The sequence below is a fragment of the Paenibacillus sp. NPDC058367 genome, from assembly GCF_042723305.1.
Taxonomy (GTDB): Bacteria; Bacillota; Bacilli; order Paenibacillales; family Paenibacillaceae; genus Paenibacillus_AQ.
Window position 1 is genome coordinate 74,578 of the sequence record NZ_JBHXIZ010000004.1, and the last position, 16,787, is coordinate 91,364.

The window sequence follows — 16,787 nt, forward strand, 5'->3', positions numbered from 1 at the left end:
ATAAACGATAATAGAGGGATGAAATGTCCGAACATAAAAGAGTTGATCCACGAGCCATTCGCTCAAAAAAGATGCTGAAAAATGCTGTTTTTTCATTATTGGCCGAGAATGTGGAGATTTCTCAATTGACTGTCCAAAAAATCGCCAACCGTGCTGAGCTGAATCGTTCAACGTTTTATTTGCATTATGAGGATATTAACGATTTATTGCGCCAGATCGTACATGAAATCTTTGATGACCTGTCCATGAAGGTTGAACCGTTATTACAAGTGAAGAGCAGTATCGAGCAGGAGCAGTTGGTCACATTTTTAAGTTATTTTTATGAATACCGGCAAATCTTTGCTGTATTGGTAGAGCACAAAGGTTTTAAAAACCAATTAACCAACCTATTAAAAAATACTATCGAAAAGCGAAGAAACGTGAGAAACATAGATTCCACTAAGGAGGTTGTCTCCCTTGATATTATTGCAGCATCACTATTAGGGATTATTATGTGGTGGATTAAGGATGGCAGCCAATATAGTGCGGAATACATAGCAGGCCAAATTACCTTGATGTATAAAAGAAGGTATTTATAATCGCTAGACTATGCTACAGGAGGACATGGGTAAAAACCGCTGTATGATGTAGAGAGACAAATTTCAAGATAACGGATATTCTCCGCACCAACCTTAGGTAAAACTATAAAAAGCGGCAGTCTAGGACGTTATTTCTCGTCCAGAGGCTGTCCGCTTTTTTTAAAATCAAATTATTTAAAATCAACTTTAATTTGTGCTATCTCACTGTTCGTACCAATGCGTAATGGCGGTCCCCAGGTACCCACACCTGATGTAACAATAACTTGAGGACTGTCTAAATTCTTCTGATAGTGTCCGTAATCTACTGTGAACATAGCATTGGTGATTAGATTTGCAGGGAATACTTGTCCTTGATGCGTATGTCCACTAAGTATTAAATCGACGTCATCTCCGTATTCAATCATATTCGTTGGTTGATGATCCATTACGATAACGGGCATAGTTGTATTAATGCTACTCATCACTTCAGAAGTAACTGCTCTAGCATGTCCTTGATCACCAATCGGTGATGAATCTCTCCTGCCAACTACAACGAATTGATTATCAATAACGACATGCTCATCATTTAGAAGTTTAATATTACTCTTATCTATAAAGTTCACAATCTCATCGTATGATCGTCCTGCATCATGGTTACCTAAACAAGCATAAACCCCATAGGTGGACTGAATAGTATTTAATAACTCTATTCCTTTGGAAGGATTAGAGAGCGCATAGTAGTTACCATTAAATATATCTCCTGACATCAACACAATATCCGGCTGCATGTTATTAATACGATCAACAACGTCTTCAATAAACTTTACATCATTTACGTAGCCTAAATGTAAGTCGCTGATCAGAACAATATTTAAATGATCTAACGACGTGCTTTTATGTATTTGGATCGGATAAGTAACTTCTTTTATTTGATTCGCATTATAAATCCCATAGGACACCAACCCTATGACTAGAATTAATACTACTGACCTTGTATGAAAAATAACACGTTTTGGCGCAGGGGAGGGGATGATTTTGATCCATTTACTAATAAGTAAGATTACATCGGAAAGGAGTAACAACAAGAACAAATAGAAGTAGATCCCCATCCAATAGTCCCCGAATTGACCAATAAAATTAACAATACTTGAATCGGTCGTCATAGCTGAAGAGGACAATAGTAAATTAATAATGATTGTTACCGCACACAAGCTGTAGATGACTCCGTATATAATCCCATTAATATTTGAAAATACATGTTGTAACCATTTGAAAATTTTTCTTGCGATGTAATAGTTACTTGCCGCGTACATAGCGAATATAAACAGAAATGCGAATACCATATGATGCACCGTCCTATTTTTTTAGATTTCAGAGAGCAATCGTTTATAATCAATAATTATGAGCAAATGGTCAGGTACTCAGTAACAGTAACATATTTTTTCATGTTGGAAGAGGAGATTGTTGATTTTGAATAAGAAGAAAAATGGATCAGATCAAATCGTACTAGCCGCAATCGAAACGATTGAGGAAGTGGATTTTCTACTTATGACGGAGTTAACGGCATGGTTTGTTCTTTCTGGTTATTTGGAAATTATGCGAAATGGTTCGGATATTTTGATTCGGACAGGCGATATTTTCGTTTTTAATAAAGGTGATATTGTCCGTGTAATTGGCAGTGAAGAGAATGCGACGCTCTCGGTAAAGTTTCTAACCAATGAGTATCAAGAGGAGTTTCCGGCATTTAAGCTTAACATTCCACTATCGATGGTGTACAAAAAAGATGGATATGAGCTTGTGAAGAATTGTATGGCGTACTTGTACGTCGAAAGGATATATCCGGGAGCCGGTTCTGATTATATCATCGAAGGGTATTCGAAACGTTTAATCGGATTGCTGTACCGATATCTTGGGCCAGAAGATGAAAAGAAGCAAGTGCATACTGCTTCGGATAAGGTAAAAGAAATTGTATCATATATCAATGTTAATTATGCGGACAAACTCAGCCTGGATGAGATTGCTGAAAAGTCTTATAGTAGCAAATACTACCTGGCACATTCCTTTAAAAATCAGCTAGGGATTTCAATCGGAAATTACATCAAAGAAGTGCGATTGTTTCATAGCTTACGTATGCTGGAAAATACGAACGAGAAGATTGTCACGATTGCTTTAGCTAACGGCTTTCCCAATGTACGCTCATTTAACGAGGCATTTAAAATAAGGTATGAGCTTTCACCTGCTGAATTTCGTGAACAGCGTCAAATAAGAGCGGTGCAGAATCGTGTCGACGCGGAGCTGTCCCAAGATGTATTAGCCTTACTATCGCCGTATGTGCCGTTAGGTGAATTACCGGCTGGCCCATCTATTGCCCCCAATCGCATCGAGGTTCAATTAGATTTGCATAAAACGATCGGCCAGTACTCAAAGGTGAATCATGTTCTTAAAATAAAAGGTAAACTTATGGATAGCCGTTTGCTCGAAGTGCGTCAGCGTCTAGGGGTGAAGTGGGTAGCGGTCAATCGTATTTTTAAAAAAGTGGATATACGGTTGAGCGAAGGGAAGCTGGTCTGTTCATTTAGTGAGTTGGATCGAATATTGCAGCAGATCGTGTCTGTTGGCATGATTCCCTACCTTCAATTTCAATCTATAGATTTGGATGATTGGGAGGAGCGGGGATTTCATAACAATGAATGGTTTCAAACGGTAATGACTGAATTGAATCTCCATCTGCAGCAAAATTATATGACAAGTCAGGATTGGATGTACGAGTTCCGCTGCTTCTATGAAATGAAAAATAGCAGGCAATTGCGTCTGTCGCTAGTGAATGCCATTTCAATTTTTAAAAACTATAAGAACGTGGTCATTCATTTTCCCATCCCGCCAGAAGATGCGGTGTTGCTTGATATAATCTGCCATAATGCCGTTTATTGCATTGATGACTGGACCCGTATGCGCAAGATTCCACTTGAAACTGCGCTTAATTATCTATTTGATGAAGACTACATTCGGGTCATTGGTGAGAATACAAACATGCAAGATCAGAACCGTATTTTGGATCGAATGCTGATTTACGATCAGGATGATTATCTACACGCCTATTCGGATCTAGCGCAAGCAAATGCAAGCATTTGGCAATATATAAACCTAATGAATCAAAACGAAATTGCAGGTCACTATTTCCCTCCATTATCACTCGATTCAGCGAAGCTGTTTGAGTATTTTCCAGATGAGCTGGCAAGTAAGCTTTCATTACTTACACCGGATGGTCGTTACAAGGACAATTGGTATGCGACAGAGTTTGTGAGTCGCTTGTTTGATGAGATTGTGTTCAAAAACAACTCATGTATCGTGACAAAACAGCAAGATAATTACCGCATTTTAACTGTTTATCCAGAAGAAGAGCAACATCTGTTTATCAATGAAAATAAGGAAAAACTAGAATTAGCTTGGCATAAGGCAAAAAGTCCCTATGTTTTTATAAAGATGGAACTTACAAACCTTGAAGGGACATACCGATTGATCAAGCAACGATTAACTACTGAGCAAGTAGATCAGCGATTAGACCTTGCTGATTTAAGGAAATGCAAAAAGTTGTCTTTCGAAGATATTGCGTATTGGAATGCAATTAATCGACCTTCGAGAAGCGTAGAACAACTGAAAATAAAGGGGAATCATACACTTGAGTTCGAAGTTCCGCTATTTGGGATTGTTATGATCGACTTAGAAAAAACCAACGATTAATGCTAAATATTGCTCACTCGATTTCTTGATAAATCGAATGAACGCAATATTTAGCTTTTTTTTCGACAAGATCCTGATAGTTAAAATGTAAGCGCTATATTATGATTGTGAAAAAGAAAGACGATACCGGAGGGGGTCGCCGTGGTGGACAATTTTAATACTAAACGCGTTAAAAAAAGTGAAATCGTGCAAAAGGTGAAGGAAGATAAAGCTAAGCTGCGAGCGCGAAAGCAAGAAATTAAAGCGCTACCGGAAGCAGAACGAACAGCAGCGATTGAACAGGACAAACAATTAAGAAAAGAGCAAAAGCAACAAACAAAAATGGAGTTGAAAGCTCTAAGTCGCAAAGATCGTAGAGCGATGAAAAAAGAAGCTAAACGCTACAAGAAAATTAAAAATAGACCAAGACGTTTCACCGGCTGGTCGATCGTAGCGCTTGTTGTCATATTGTTGTTCGTACAATTCGGTGCAACCGCTTCTAGCATCATCGATGCGCTGACAGGAAAACACATTACAGCCGTAACCGATTCCCCTGAGGCGCTTGCAGCACGTGAACAAGGTGGGAAAATAGCTGAAGAAATTGCGAATGAAGGCATTGTTCTATTGAAGAATGATGATAAACAGCTGCCTTTGAAAGATAAAAAGGTTAACGTCTTCGGATTAGCTGCATTAGAGCTACGTTATGGCGGCGGAGGATCGGGTGCGGGGGATACTTCCCGTGCGGTTAATTTATTTAAAGGTCTAGAAAATGCAGGTATTTCATACAATACCGAGCTTCATGACTTGTATCAAGAGGTTGGTGCAAAAGCAGGAGTGGGCAGCAAGGCGAGTACCGGAGTCATTCAAGTTGTAAAAGGCATGTTAGGCGGAAACTCTAGCGATGAACCTAAAATCGATTATTTATCGGACGAAGCCATAGCACAAGCGAAATCCTATTCGGAAAATGCAATTATTGTCATTGCTAGTGAGAGTACAGAAGCTAGTGATGCGACCGCTGAGCAGTTGAAATTGACAGCTAATAAACGCGCTTTGATTGAAAAGGTTGCACAGTCATTTGAAAATGTCACAATCGTTGTAAATGCGGGGAATGCCTTAGAGCTTGGTTTCGTAAATGAATTTAAATCTATTAAATCTGTCTTGTGGATAGGAACACCTGGGCCTTATGGTGCCAACGCATTAGGAAATATTCTTGCAGGAAATATTAATCCATCAGGCCGTATCACGGATACGTACGTGTATGACAATTCATCGGCTCCAGCAAGTGAGAACTTTGGAGACTATAAATACGATAATTTGAAGTATTCATTCCTCAATTATCAAGAAGGGATCTATGTCGGCTACCGTTTCTATGAAACCTTCTTTTTAAATGATGAAGCAGGCTATCGAGATACCGTGTTATATCCTTACGGACATGGATTAAGCTACACGGATTTCGAGTGGAAGGTTCTGAATCAGTCATTGTCGGTAGACAAGATTGAACTACAAGTCGAAGTGAAAAATGTTGGCGACAGAGCCGGAAAAGATGTTGTTCAAGTATATTATTCAGCTCCGTATATTGCAGGCGGCATTGAAAAATCGGCCATCGAACTGGCCACTTATGCAAAGACGTCTCTGCTGGAAGCAGGTCAATCCGAGGTGCTTACCCTTTCGTTCGCTACGGAAGAGATGGCTTCTTATGATATGAACGTAGAGGAAGCGTATGTATTAGACCCAGGCACATATACGATTAAAGTGGCTCGCAATGTACATGATATCGTGGCAAGCTATGACCTTGAGTTGGCTGACAAGAAGGTTTTCAAACAAGATAAGGATACCGGAACACCTTACGAGAATCGCTTTGAATTAGCAAAAGGTGAAGTTACGTATTTGTCCCGGAATGATTGGGAGAAGACTTACCCTTCAGATGAAAATATTAGTCATAAAGCACCGCAAAATGTGGTCGACGCATTCTCAAAAGAGCCGGAAGCTTCAACGATGGAAATGCCAACGGTTGGCGCTAATAATGGCTTAGTACTGGAGGATTTGAAAGGTTTAGCCTTTGATGATCCGAAATGGAATGAATTCATGGATCAGTTTACATTGGACGAAATGATTGATTATGTAGCAAACGGCGCTTATAGAACGATGGCAGTAGAGCGTTTGGGTGTTCCTAAAACGTTGTTGATGGACGGACCGGCTGGATTTAGTTACTTCTTTAAGCCAATCGAAGCCGCGTCATATCCGTCTGAAATCGTCATTGCAGCAACATGGAACAATGATCTAGCCTATCAAATGGGAGAAGCGGTTGGTAAAGAAGCGCGTGCGTATGGCATTCAAGGCTGGTATGCACCGGGGATGAATATTCACCGTACAGCACAAGGCGGCCGTAACTTTGAATACTTCTCAGAAGATCCTGTGCTTTCAGGAAAAATGGCGGCATCAATGATAAACGGCGCAGAAGACCAAGGCATTATTGCCTTTATGAAGCACTTCGCGCTGAACGATCAAGAAACCAATGCTCGTTCAGGAAATCTGATCTGGGCCAACGAGCAAGCGATTCGCGAAATTTACTTGAAGCCGTTTGAGATTACGGTTAAAGAAAGCAGCCCTCTAGGCGCAATGTCCAGCTTTTCGATCATCGGGACAAAGTGGGCAGGAGCGAATTCCATCTTGTTAAATGATGTTCTGCGTAAGGAATGGGGCTTTGCTGGATTTGTTTCCAGCGATGCAGTCTTTGGGTTTATGAAAGCGCCGGATGCGGTTGTAGCTGGCAATGACCTCATGCTTGATATTATGACACCAAGTAAAAACGAGAAATTATTAAAACAAGCATACAAGAAGGATCCTGCAGGAATCACAAACGGGGTTCGCACAAGTGTTCAGCATGTGTTGTACACGATCCTGCAAACCTACTTATTCGAAAAATAGGCGTAAGCATGCGGGGTGAAGAGATTGAAGTATAGAGCATTAATCGAAAGTATGACCGTAGAAGAAAAGGCATCTTTAATGTCTGGCGCAAACTTTTGGAATACAAAAGCAATCGACCGGGTGAAGATTCCCAGCATTATGCTGACAGATGGACCGCATGGTTTGAGGAAGCAAGGCGGAAAGGCAGACCACTTAGGCTTAAATAAAAGTCTGCCTGCCACTTGTTTTCCGACGGCGGCAACCTTGGCTAATAGCTGGGACAGACAATTGATCTATGAGGTTGGTCAAACGATTGGAAAAGAAGCAGCTAGCGAAAAAGTGAGTGTGTTGCTTGGTCCTGGATTGAACATCAAGCGGAATCCGTTATGCGGACGAAATTTTGAGTATTTTTCCGAGGACCCTTATTTAACGGGAGAATTAGCGAGTGAGATGGTCAAAGGCATTCAGGTGAACGGCATTTCTGCATGTCCTAAACACTTTGCGGTCAATAGCCAAGAACATATGCGAATGACGATTGACGAAGTCGTGGATGAACGCTCGTTAAGAGAATTGTATTTAGAAGGATTTAGACGTGTAGTTGAGAAGGGTCAACCGAAAACCATCATGACCTCTTACAACAAAGTCAACGGTACGTTCGCCAATGAAAATAACGATTTGTTACAGGATATTCTGTACGGTGAATGGGATTTTAATGGCGTAGTCGTTACGGATTGGGGCGGTAATAATGACCGTGTTGCAGGATTGAAAGCAGGCAATCAATTGGAGATGCCTTCAACCAATGGAATTACGGATCAAGAAATCGTGCAAGCCATTAAAAACAATGAGCTAGACGAAGAAGTACTGGATGACGCTGTCGATCGTCTGCTTGAGTTAGTCTTTACTACCCAGCTACATGATCAAGATACATCGCGTATCGATTATGAGGAGCACCATGATAAGGCGATTGAAGCTGCCAAACGTTCGATTGTGTTATTGAAAAATGACGACAAGATATTACCGCTTAAACATGGCAATAAAGTTGCGATTATTGGTGATTTCGCCAGTAATCCTCGCTACCAGGGTGCTGGAAGCTCGCTTATTAATCCTGCCAAGCTATCCAATGCCTGCGATGTGCTCGGTCAATCTGGCTTATCGATTGTGGGATATGCGAAAGGCTTCAAGCGAATGGGTGGAAAAAATGACCGTTTACTAAAGGAAGCTGTTACGTTAGCTCAGAAAGCAGATACCATTTTGCTGTTCTTGGGGCTAGACGAAGGCAGCGAAGCCGAAGGTGTTGACCGCGTAAACCTTAGCTTACGTGATAACCAGCTCGAACTGCTTCGTTCATTAACAGAAGTCAATTCCAATATTGTGGTGATTCTCGCTGGCGGTGGTGCCATTGAAATGCCGTTTATAAAGAATGTCAGAGCTATCGTTCATACCTATTTATCTGGACAAGGAAGTGCTGAAGCGTTAAAGAGTGTTTTACTTGGAGAGTACAACCCAAGTGGTAAGCTCAGCGAGACATTCCCGATCAAGTATAGTGATGTCTCTTCTGCTCCTTATTATCCAGGTAAGGAGGCAACCGCAGAGCATATCGAAGGCATTTTTATCGGTTACCGTTATTTTGATACCGTGAATAAACCTGTGTTATTTCCGTTTGGTTATGGGCTGTCCTATACAACCTTTGCATATACAGATTTAACGGTTGATCAGCATCAGGTTTCATTTACCATCACCAATACAGGGGCAGTCGCAGGGGAAGAGGTTGCGCAGCTCTACATCCAGAAACAAGATTCATCGATATTTAGAGCCAAACGAGAATTAAAAGGTTTTGAAAAGGTGAGCTTAGAGCCTGGCGAAAGCAAACGTGTCACAATGATTCTGGAGGAACGTGATTTTTCGTATTATAATCCGACGATTCACGATTGGGCGGTCGAGCCTGGCGCTTACGACATTCAAATCGGAAGTTCGATCCAGTCTATTCTTTTGCAGGAACGTGTTATGCTTACGGGCGATTCCGTTTCTTGTGAACATACAAAGGAGCAATTCCCACATTATTTTAGCGGACATGTTCATGAAGTAACGGCAGCGGAATATAAGGGGCTCTTGGGTTATGAACCTCCTTCTCCTTATTGGGATCCAAAGCAGGACTTGGGGTTAAACGACACCATTGCTCAAGCCAAATATAAGAACGCACTTGGAAAAACAATCTATCATATTGTCCTTTTCTTTAACAAGTTTTTTGAAGTAGTCAATAAACCTCTGCTAGCGAATAATGTCTACTTTGTTCTGAATATGCCTTTTCGTCAAATCGACCGTTTTACTGGTGGAAAAATTAGTCGAAAGCAAATCTTGAAGGTGTTGAAATGGATAAACCGATAGGAAAATAGTAAGCGAGGAAAAGGGGATACCACGGTATCTCCTTTTTCTAGGCTTCAAAGGAGAAATAGAAGAGTATGAGCGAAGTGAATATCGAGAAAAACACAGGAATGATGGATGTTTGGAATAAATTCAAGGGACAACATCCGAATATTGCACAATTCATAGTATTTTTTATACTGAGTGCTGGAATGACGGTATTACAACTTGTTCTAATGCCTTTATTTAAACTGATATTTGCACAGACATCATTACTATCTACAAGCTTTCAAGTTTTTCAGTTGGGACATAACTTTGATGGAAGTGCTTATTATATATTCGATTATGCGGCTGGTTCGCTTACATCAGGAGGTGGAGGAGGACTTGGCTATTTTCTTGCCGTTCAAATCACGCTCGCCATTGCACAGATCATTAACTTTTTCGCACAGAGAAGCATTACATTTAAATCAAACAGTAACGTTTGGAAGGCTGCTTTCTGGTATGTATTAGCGTATATTTTTATAACCGTTGGTGCTGCCGCGGCGCAAGGATTTTACAAGGCTTCTATCTATAACTTATTAATTAACACATGGGGAATGGGTTCAATGGGGGAGACAACAGCGGATATTATTACAATGATTATCAATAGTACAATTTCGTTCTTGATATTCTACCCTATTTTTAAAATCATTTTTAAACAGGAGCCTGCAAAATAGGCTTAGTAAAGGTACACCTTTCCTGATTTACGGGGGAGGTGTTTTTTTTATTTAAAGCGTTTATTTATCTGAAAGCTTTATAAAAATGTAAACAATAACATTTTACGACAATATTCACCTTACTTTTACATGGGAGGTATGATATATTCTGGTGGAAAATGGATAATAGGAAAAGTGAAAGGAAGAATGCTTATGGAAGCGCTGGTGTGGACATCCAATGATAAGCTAGAGCTCTGCGAATGGGAAGAGCCACAGATTGTAACCCCGGATGAAGTTAAGATTCGGATTGAGATGACAGGCATTTGTGGAACAGATCTAGCGGTCATAACCGGTAAAGAGGAAGGAGTTCCAGGAATCATTCGCGGTCATGAGGCTGTAGGGACCGTAATCGAAATTGGCAGTAATGTTGACCGTGTTAGGGTGGGGGACCGAGTAGTTATCGATCCGAATCAAAGCTGCAACGAATGTTATTTTTGCTTGAAAGAACAGCCGCACTTATGTATAGGCTCCGATGGAAATGGGATGCCTATTGCTGGTTTGAATCGAAATGGGACATTCACTTTTTTTTTCTCAACTGTACAAACGTTTGCACACCCTTTACCTGATCATATGAGCTGGGAGACGGGGGTATTGATCGAGCCGCTTGCCTGTGTGCTGCACAATTTCAAAGAAGCTAATGTCACGGCTGACGATAAGGTGCTCATTCTTGGATCGGGTCCAATGGGGCTGTTAAGTCAAATGGTGAGTAAATCAAAAGCTGCGCTCACGGTAGCGACGGAAATTAATCCCTATCGGTTGGCATTTGCCAGAGAAATCTCGGATTTTGTTCTAACACCATCCCAATTAAATCAAGCTACCGTAGATGAAATCTGCGCGGGACATAAGTTTGATGTGATTATCGATACGGTGGGCACTCAGCTCGAAGTAGCGGAGGAATGGATTGAGCGAGGAGGGCGCATTGTTCCTTTTGGAATTAATGCGAAGTATCGGTACACCTTTTCCCCTACCAGATTCGTACAGCATGCAATCAAAATTATCGCAGCGGGCGAATACCGCTACATGTTCGAGGAGGCTTTGCGGTTTGCCGCTGAGACACCTGAACTGGAGAAACTGGTGACCAGAAAAGTTAAGCTCAATCAGCACGAGACAGCAATAAACGAGTTGATCGGCTATGAATTGAACTCTTTGAAGGTGGTTGGGAGTGACACCGTAAAGACGGTTTTTGTTCCCTAAACGTAGAACTGCAATCAATGAGAGGTGGATCTGTTAATGAGCAAAGAAAGCAAATTTAGACTTGTTCAGGATTACTTGTCTACACACAAAGATAAAGACGTCGCGCCAATTTGGATTCCTGCTGTGTGGAATGAGTGCAGATATGAGTGTGTTCTTTTGGAAAAAGACGGTGAAATTTGTGTACATCCGTATGATTTTTTGACAGAGCATTTGAAGTATGTAGACAAGCTTTCGTGGAGATATTCGCTCAAGGAACGCACGAATTTAGACGACAGCGCGATCTATTCTTCATTAATTCGTTATTCGACGGCTTGGGATTATAACCATGATGGAACAATTGAATCCGGCACTTTTTTAAGATTCCTTATTCTTCTGCCGCTGTTAAAAAAAATGGGCATCAATATTCTGTATATGCTTCCAGTGAACCAGTACAGCAAGTTGAATCTGAAAGGAGATATCGGGTCACCTTACGCTGTGCAATCGTTATTCCACTTGGATCAGAACCTACACGATAGCCTGCTGGATGGTATGGAGGAGTTTACGATCCACGATGAGCTCAGCGCTTTGGTAGAAGCTTGTCATTTGCTTGATATTAAGACTGTTGTTGATTTCATTCCCCGTGTAACGGCGAAAAACAGTGCGTTCATTACCGAACATCCTGAATGGGTGTATTGGATCAAAATGCAGGAATTAGAAGGCTTTGCACCGCCATCGATTCCTGAGCTTGGATTCTTTGAGGAGTGTACGCCTGACAAATTGGAGACGGTCTACCACAGCCAGGAAACCGCAGCATTTCTGCGGAAGTTTTCGCCGCCGCCCAATGAACTTCATCCAATCCTTTGGCAGCAGTTAAAAGAGAGAGCTGCTAAAACTGGAGATGAGCTATTAACTTTGGTGGAGCAAGAGATGGGGATAACGACTGCTCCCGCGCATTCGGATTGGATTAACGATGTGCAGCCGATTTGGACAGACATTACGTTCTTGCGCCTCTACAAGGACTTTTCTCCGCAAGTGAGACATCTTATAAGTTCGGATCAGGCACCATATGTTCTTTTTGATACGATTAAATGCAATGACTACCCGGGTGAGGAGCCGAATCTGGAGCTGTGGGATGTGCTGGAGGAGGCCGTACGGTTTAATCTCGAAAAGTATGGGATTGATGGCTTCCGCATCGATATCGGACATGTACTTCCTATTCCGCTGTTGACTCGTATTTTTGACACGATTAAAGAGTTGAATCCGAATGCGATCTTGATCAGCGAAGATTTGTTCAATCGTAATCACAAGAAGGCGGCGAGCACCGGCTACAACATTATGCTTGGCAGCGGATGGAATGTCATGACGCAAATTAATAAGGACAATCTCGTTTCATTCTTAGAGGAGCTGCCTGAGTTAAACATTCATGTGTTCGCCTGTGCAGAAACAGCAGATACGCCTCGGATCACGAGCCGTGGCGGAGTTGAGGTGGCTCGGATGATCGCGGTATTTAATCAATTTCTTCCGAATGCAATTCCATACGTGACGACTGGCTATGAAATGAATGAGGAGCAGCCCCTCAACTGTGGTCTTGGGGACAACACGAACGGAGAGGAGATTTCCCGCGCTTTTTTTAACGTCATGCAAATTAATTGGACAAATCCTGCACCGATGCTGCCGCTGCTGACAGAGCTAAGTGAATTTAAGAAAGATTGGCCCCAACTAGTGAAGCCAGAAAACTTTTTCGTGGCTCAATCCCCGGAAGGTACAGTTCTGTACGGGTATATGCATGGGGAGCTGACACTGCTGTGCTGCTTTAACTTGAGCGCTGATACCTCCTGCCAAGTTGATTTGAAGGCTGCGATACCTGGGCGTTACCCAATGACCGTGACGCTGGATAGTTCCTTAACGGGCAGCATCGTAGGTCAGACGTTAGACAGCTTACTGCTTGCACCAAATCAGGCTTTAGTGCTCGTAAACAATCATAGACAAGTTAGTTAAGGGGGAGAGGCAGCGATGGAAAAGAAGAGCAAAGAAATCGTGTTATGGCATGAGTTTGACGGTCCGGGAGATACCTCGATTGAGGTGTTAGAGGGAATTTGCAAGCTGTATACAGAGCGCTTCGGCGTACAAATTACGCCACAAGTGATGAACATTACGGAGTTGACTGCGCGCCTGAACCAAATTAAGGACACTCATCAAGGTCCGCATCTGGCGATGGTTCCTGCGGATATGTCCTCCTATGTTGAGAATGGCCTTTACTCTAAAGTACCGGGCTGGCTATTCGATGATGCACTCACTGAAGGGGCACTTTCAACGATGCAACTGGATGGTGTTCAGTATGGTATCCCGGTATTACGGGGCAATCATCTGGTTGTGTATTACAATCCGGAGATTTACGCCAGTGCGCCGACGACATGGGAAGTGTTCGAAGAGGCAGCAGAGAGGTTGTCCGCTCAAGGCATCATACCGATTGGGGCAGATTTACAGCAGGGTTATTGGTTTATTCCGTTTCTTACAGCTTTCGGTGGTTGGCCTGTCCAGGATGGAAAGCCGAATATCGTAACCCCTGAAATGAAGCGAGCACTTGAGTTCATCCATGACAAGATGGATCAAGGCGTGCTCGTTAGTCTCGACGGTTCCACAGGACTGCTAGATCAGTTTATTGACGGTAAGATTGGCGCCATTATTTGTGGAGAGTGGATTTATAACCATCTGGACAAGCAGATGAACAACAGGCTTGCGGTCTGCCAGCTTCCGGTCATAGAAGGCCAGCAATCGCTATCCATGTCTTCTTCTATCGGCCTAATTTACCCGAATCATTCGTTAACATCGGAGGAGCGGGAAGATATCTTGTCGTTCACGCATTTTATGCTGAGTGATGAGTGCCAAACCATGTGGACGCTGGGTGTACAGCGGATTCCAGCTCAGGAAGAGGTGCTGAACCGTCTAGCTGCCTCTGCTACGCTTAACAAAAAGATGATTATATCGCTGTTGGAGCACGCACGGCCGATGCCGACTTACCCCTTCATGATTCATGTATGGGAGGCGCTAAATGCGGGTCTAACCGAGCTGCCCTTAAGCAATTCTGAACAAGCATTGAAAAAAATTGAACAGACCATCCAAGCATTCTGGGGCGCATATAAAAGCTAAAAAGAGACGGGGAGAAGAAACATGAAAACAACGATATTCAGCCAAATTTCGATTGACGGTAAGCTCACTATGGGAGCTGGTAATTCGAGTAAGGAGCTTTTTTCTTTGTTTTCCAGTGAGGATATGGAATTCATTCATCTATTCCGGGGGAATGTGCAGGGCATTATGGTCGGAAAAAATACAATTCTGACGGACAATCCCTTTCTTACTAATCGGTATGAGGAGAACAAAAATCCAATCCGGATCATTCCGACGACCACCTTGGATATTCCGCTGGATAGCAATGTGCTCTCGGATGAGGGGAGGACGATTATTGTCACAACGGAGAAAGGACGGGATGAATATAAAATCAAGCAGATCCGGGAAAGAGGGAAGGAGTGCCTCATCTGCGGTGAGGATAAAGTCGATTTCGTGGAGCTTGAACGTCAGTTGGAAGACAACTTCGGGATTACCAGCTTGATGGTCGAGGGCGGCGGCTTTTTGAACTGGCATATCTTCGATCAGGACATCGTCGATGAAATTATTCTGATGCAGCTTCCGATCATCATAGGGGGTTCCACGAACATTACTTTAGTGGATGGAGACGGGTATCAGCAATTGTGCTTTGCGAAAAAGTTCAAGGTTGTAGAGATTCAGCCAAAAGATAATTATACGCTCATGCGCTACAAAAAAGTGATATAACCTCACACGAAGTCATAAACTGCGAATGGCTATGGACGCGGTAAAATCGAGAATATGGGGGTTGTGAATGATCCATGTCAGAGAAAGAGAACTTCTACAAAAGTGTGTATAAAATCGCTGTACCCGTTACGCTTCAAAGCTTACTGATGTCATTGCTCAATTTGACGGATCAGTTGATGGTCGGGCAGCTTGGAGATGTGGCGATTGCCTCGGTGGGAATGTCCACCAAAATATATGGGATCATCGCGGTTGTCTTGGCTGGTCTATCGACGGGTGTGTCTATTTATGCAGCCCAGTTTTGGGGGAACAAAGATTCTAAAAGCGTCTCCCAGGTGCTGGGCCTTGGACTAATCGTCGGCTTCGCGTTCTCGTTCTTATTTTCTGCGGCTGTCTTCATCGATTCGCCGCTTTTCCTGAGCATGTTCACGACAGATGCGAATGTAATAGATAATGGGTATATTTTTCTGCAGATCATGTCGATCGGCTTTGTACCTGTTATGCTCACGATGATGTATTCCGCGATTTTGCGTAGTACGGGCCATGCCAAATGGCCGATGTATGTAAGCTTAATTGCTGTTGTGTTGAATATTATACTGAATTACGTACTTATTTACGGGAACTTCGGCGCTCCAGCGCTTGGTCTGAAGGGTGCGGCTATTGCTACCCTTATTTCCAGGGTAATAGAATGTTTGTTGATCATTGGTGCCGTGTACCGGTATCGTTTACCGGGCGCTGTTGGGTTAAAGAACTTGTTCATCATTCCTAAACCGCTCATCCGCAAGTTTTTTGGAACGACGTATCCACTGCTGCTGACTGAATTGATCTGGGTATTGGGTGAAACGGCATATGCGATCATCTATAGCCGCATGGGGACGATGGAGATGACGGCGATGACCATTACCTTCCCATTGCAAGGGCTTTGCATCGGCTTATTGTCCGGTCTGGCTAGTGCAGCTGGGGTTTTGGTCGGCAACCGTTTGGGCGCGAACGAAACGGATATCGCACTCGATCATGCGAAAAAGTTCATTCGTCTTGGCATTATCATCTCTCTAATTGTCGGGGTTATCATTGCGGCAGGCTCGAAGCTGTATGTCTCCGCGTTCAATATCTCCGAGGATGCTAAACAGATGAGCATATATATCGTTATCGTATTCGCTGGATTTCTTTGGGCCAAAGTTTCCAATATGATTATAGCAGGCGGCATTCTAAACAGTGGGGGAGACAGTAAGTTCGTGTTCAGTATGGAATCGACCGCGACATGGCTGATAGGTGTCCCCTCCGGGCTATTGCTGTCATACGTCTGGAAGCAGCCTGTCTACCTTGTATATCTCGTCATATCACTTGAGGAGGTTGTCCGTTTTGGCTTCGGTTACGCCCGGATTTACTCCCGGAAGTGGATGAGAAATTTAGTTAACGATTTGGCTGAAAAGGCGATGTAAGGTTCTCAGTCGCTCAAGGCTCCCGTGTATTCCCGCCTAAGGGA

The 16,787-nt window shown here is 42.8% G+C and carries 11 protein-coding genes; 10 read left to right on the plus strand and 1 reads right to left on the minus strand.

From position 1 onward, the window contains the following. Positions 1 to 23: 23 nt before the first annotated feature. A complete protein-coding gene (locus ACFWMP_RS21055) occupies positions 24 to 578 on the plus strand; it encodes a TetR/AcrR family transcriptional regulator (RefSeq protein ID WP_379424624.1) in 555 nt (184 codons plus the stop codon). Between the two features lie 170 nt (positions 579 to 748). Here the strand turns inward: ACFWMP_RS21055 and ACFWMP_RS21060 are convergent, their stop codons facing one another. Beyond that, the gene (locus ACFWMP_RS21060) at positions 749 to 1,900 is read right to left on the minus strand and encodes a metallophosphoesterase (RefSeq protein ID WP_379424625.1); all 1,152 of its coding nucleotides are present in this window, start codon (positions 1,898 to 1,900) and stop codon (positions 749 to 751) included. A gap of 127 nt (positions 1,901 to 2,027) precedes the next feature. Between ACFWMP_RS21060 and ACFWMP_RS21065 the strand changes: the two genes are divergently transcribed. The 9 genes from ACFWMP_RS21065 (at position 2,028) to ACFWMP_RS21105 (ending at position 16,743) form a co-directional block, all read left to right on the plus strand. Then, on the plus strand, positions 2,028 to 4,298 hold the full coding sequence (locus ACFWMP_RS21065) for a helix-turn-helix transcriptional regulator (protein WP_379424626.1): 2,271 nt from the start codon (positions 2,028 to 2,030) through the stop codon (positions 4,296 to 4,298). Between the two features lie 144 nt (positions 4,299 to 4,442). After that, positions 4,443 to 7,205, plus strand: coding sequence for a glycoside hydrolase family 3 N-terminal domain-containing protein (locus ACFWMP_RS21070; RefSeq protein WP_379424627.1), 2,763 nt, complete (start codon positions 4,443 to 4,445; stop codon positions 7,203 to 7,205). 24 nt (positions 7,206 to 7,229) lie between these two features. After that, complete coding sequence (locus tag ACFWMP_RS21075) at positions 7,230 to 9,569, plus strand: beta-glucosidase (protein ID WP_379424628.1); 2,340 nt, start codon at positions 7,230 to 7,232, stop codon at positions 9,567 to 9,569. 74 nt (positions 9,570 to 9,643) lie between these two features. After that, entirely contained in the window at positions 9,644 to 10,261 is a 618-nt protein-coding gene (locus ACFWMP_RS21080) for a hypothetical protein (RefSeq protein ID WP_379424629.1), read from the plus strand. Between the two features lie 192 nt (positions 10,262 to 10,453). Then, a complete protein-coding gene (locus tag ACFWMP_RS21085) occupies positions 10,454 to 11,494 on the plus strand; it encodes a zinc-dependent alcohol dehydrogenase (protein WP_379424630.1) in 1,041 nt (346 codons plus the stop codon). Positions 11,495 to 11,530: 36 nt separating this feature from the next. Then, entirely contained in the window at positions 11,531 to 13,471 is a 1,941-nt protein-coding gene (locus ACFWMP_RS21090; protein WP_379424631.1) for an alpha-amylase family protein, read from the plus strand. A gap of 15 nt (positions 13,472 to 13,486) precedes the next feature. Continuing rightward, positions 13,487 to 14,623, plus strand: a complete 1,137-nt coding sequence (locus ACFWMP_RS21095) for a sugar ABC transporter substrate-binding protein (protein WP_379424632.1) — start codon at positions 13,487 to 13,489, stop codon at positions 14,621 to 14,623. 21 nt (positions 14,624 to 14,644) lie between these two features. Next, positions 14,645 to 15,304, plus strand: a complete 660-nt coding sequence (locus ACFWMP_RS21100) for a dihydrofolate reductase family protein (protein WP_042193005.1) — start codon at positions 14,645 to 14,647, stop codon at positions 15,302 to 15,304. Between the two features lie 74 nt (positions 15,305 to 15,378). Then, positions 15,379 to 16,743 (plus strand): MATE family efflux transporter, encoded by a 1,365-nt coding sequence (locus tag ACFWMP_RS21105; RefSeq protein ID WP_379424633.1) that lies wholly within the window; start codon positions 15,379 to 15,381, stop codon positions 16,741 to 16,743. Positions 16,744 to 16,787: the final 44 nt, after the last annotated feature.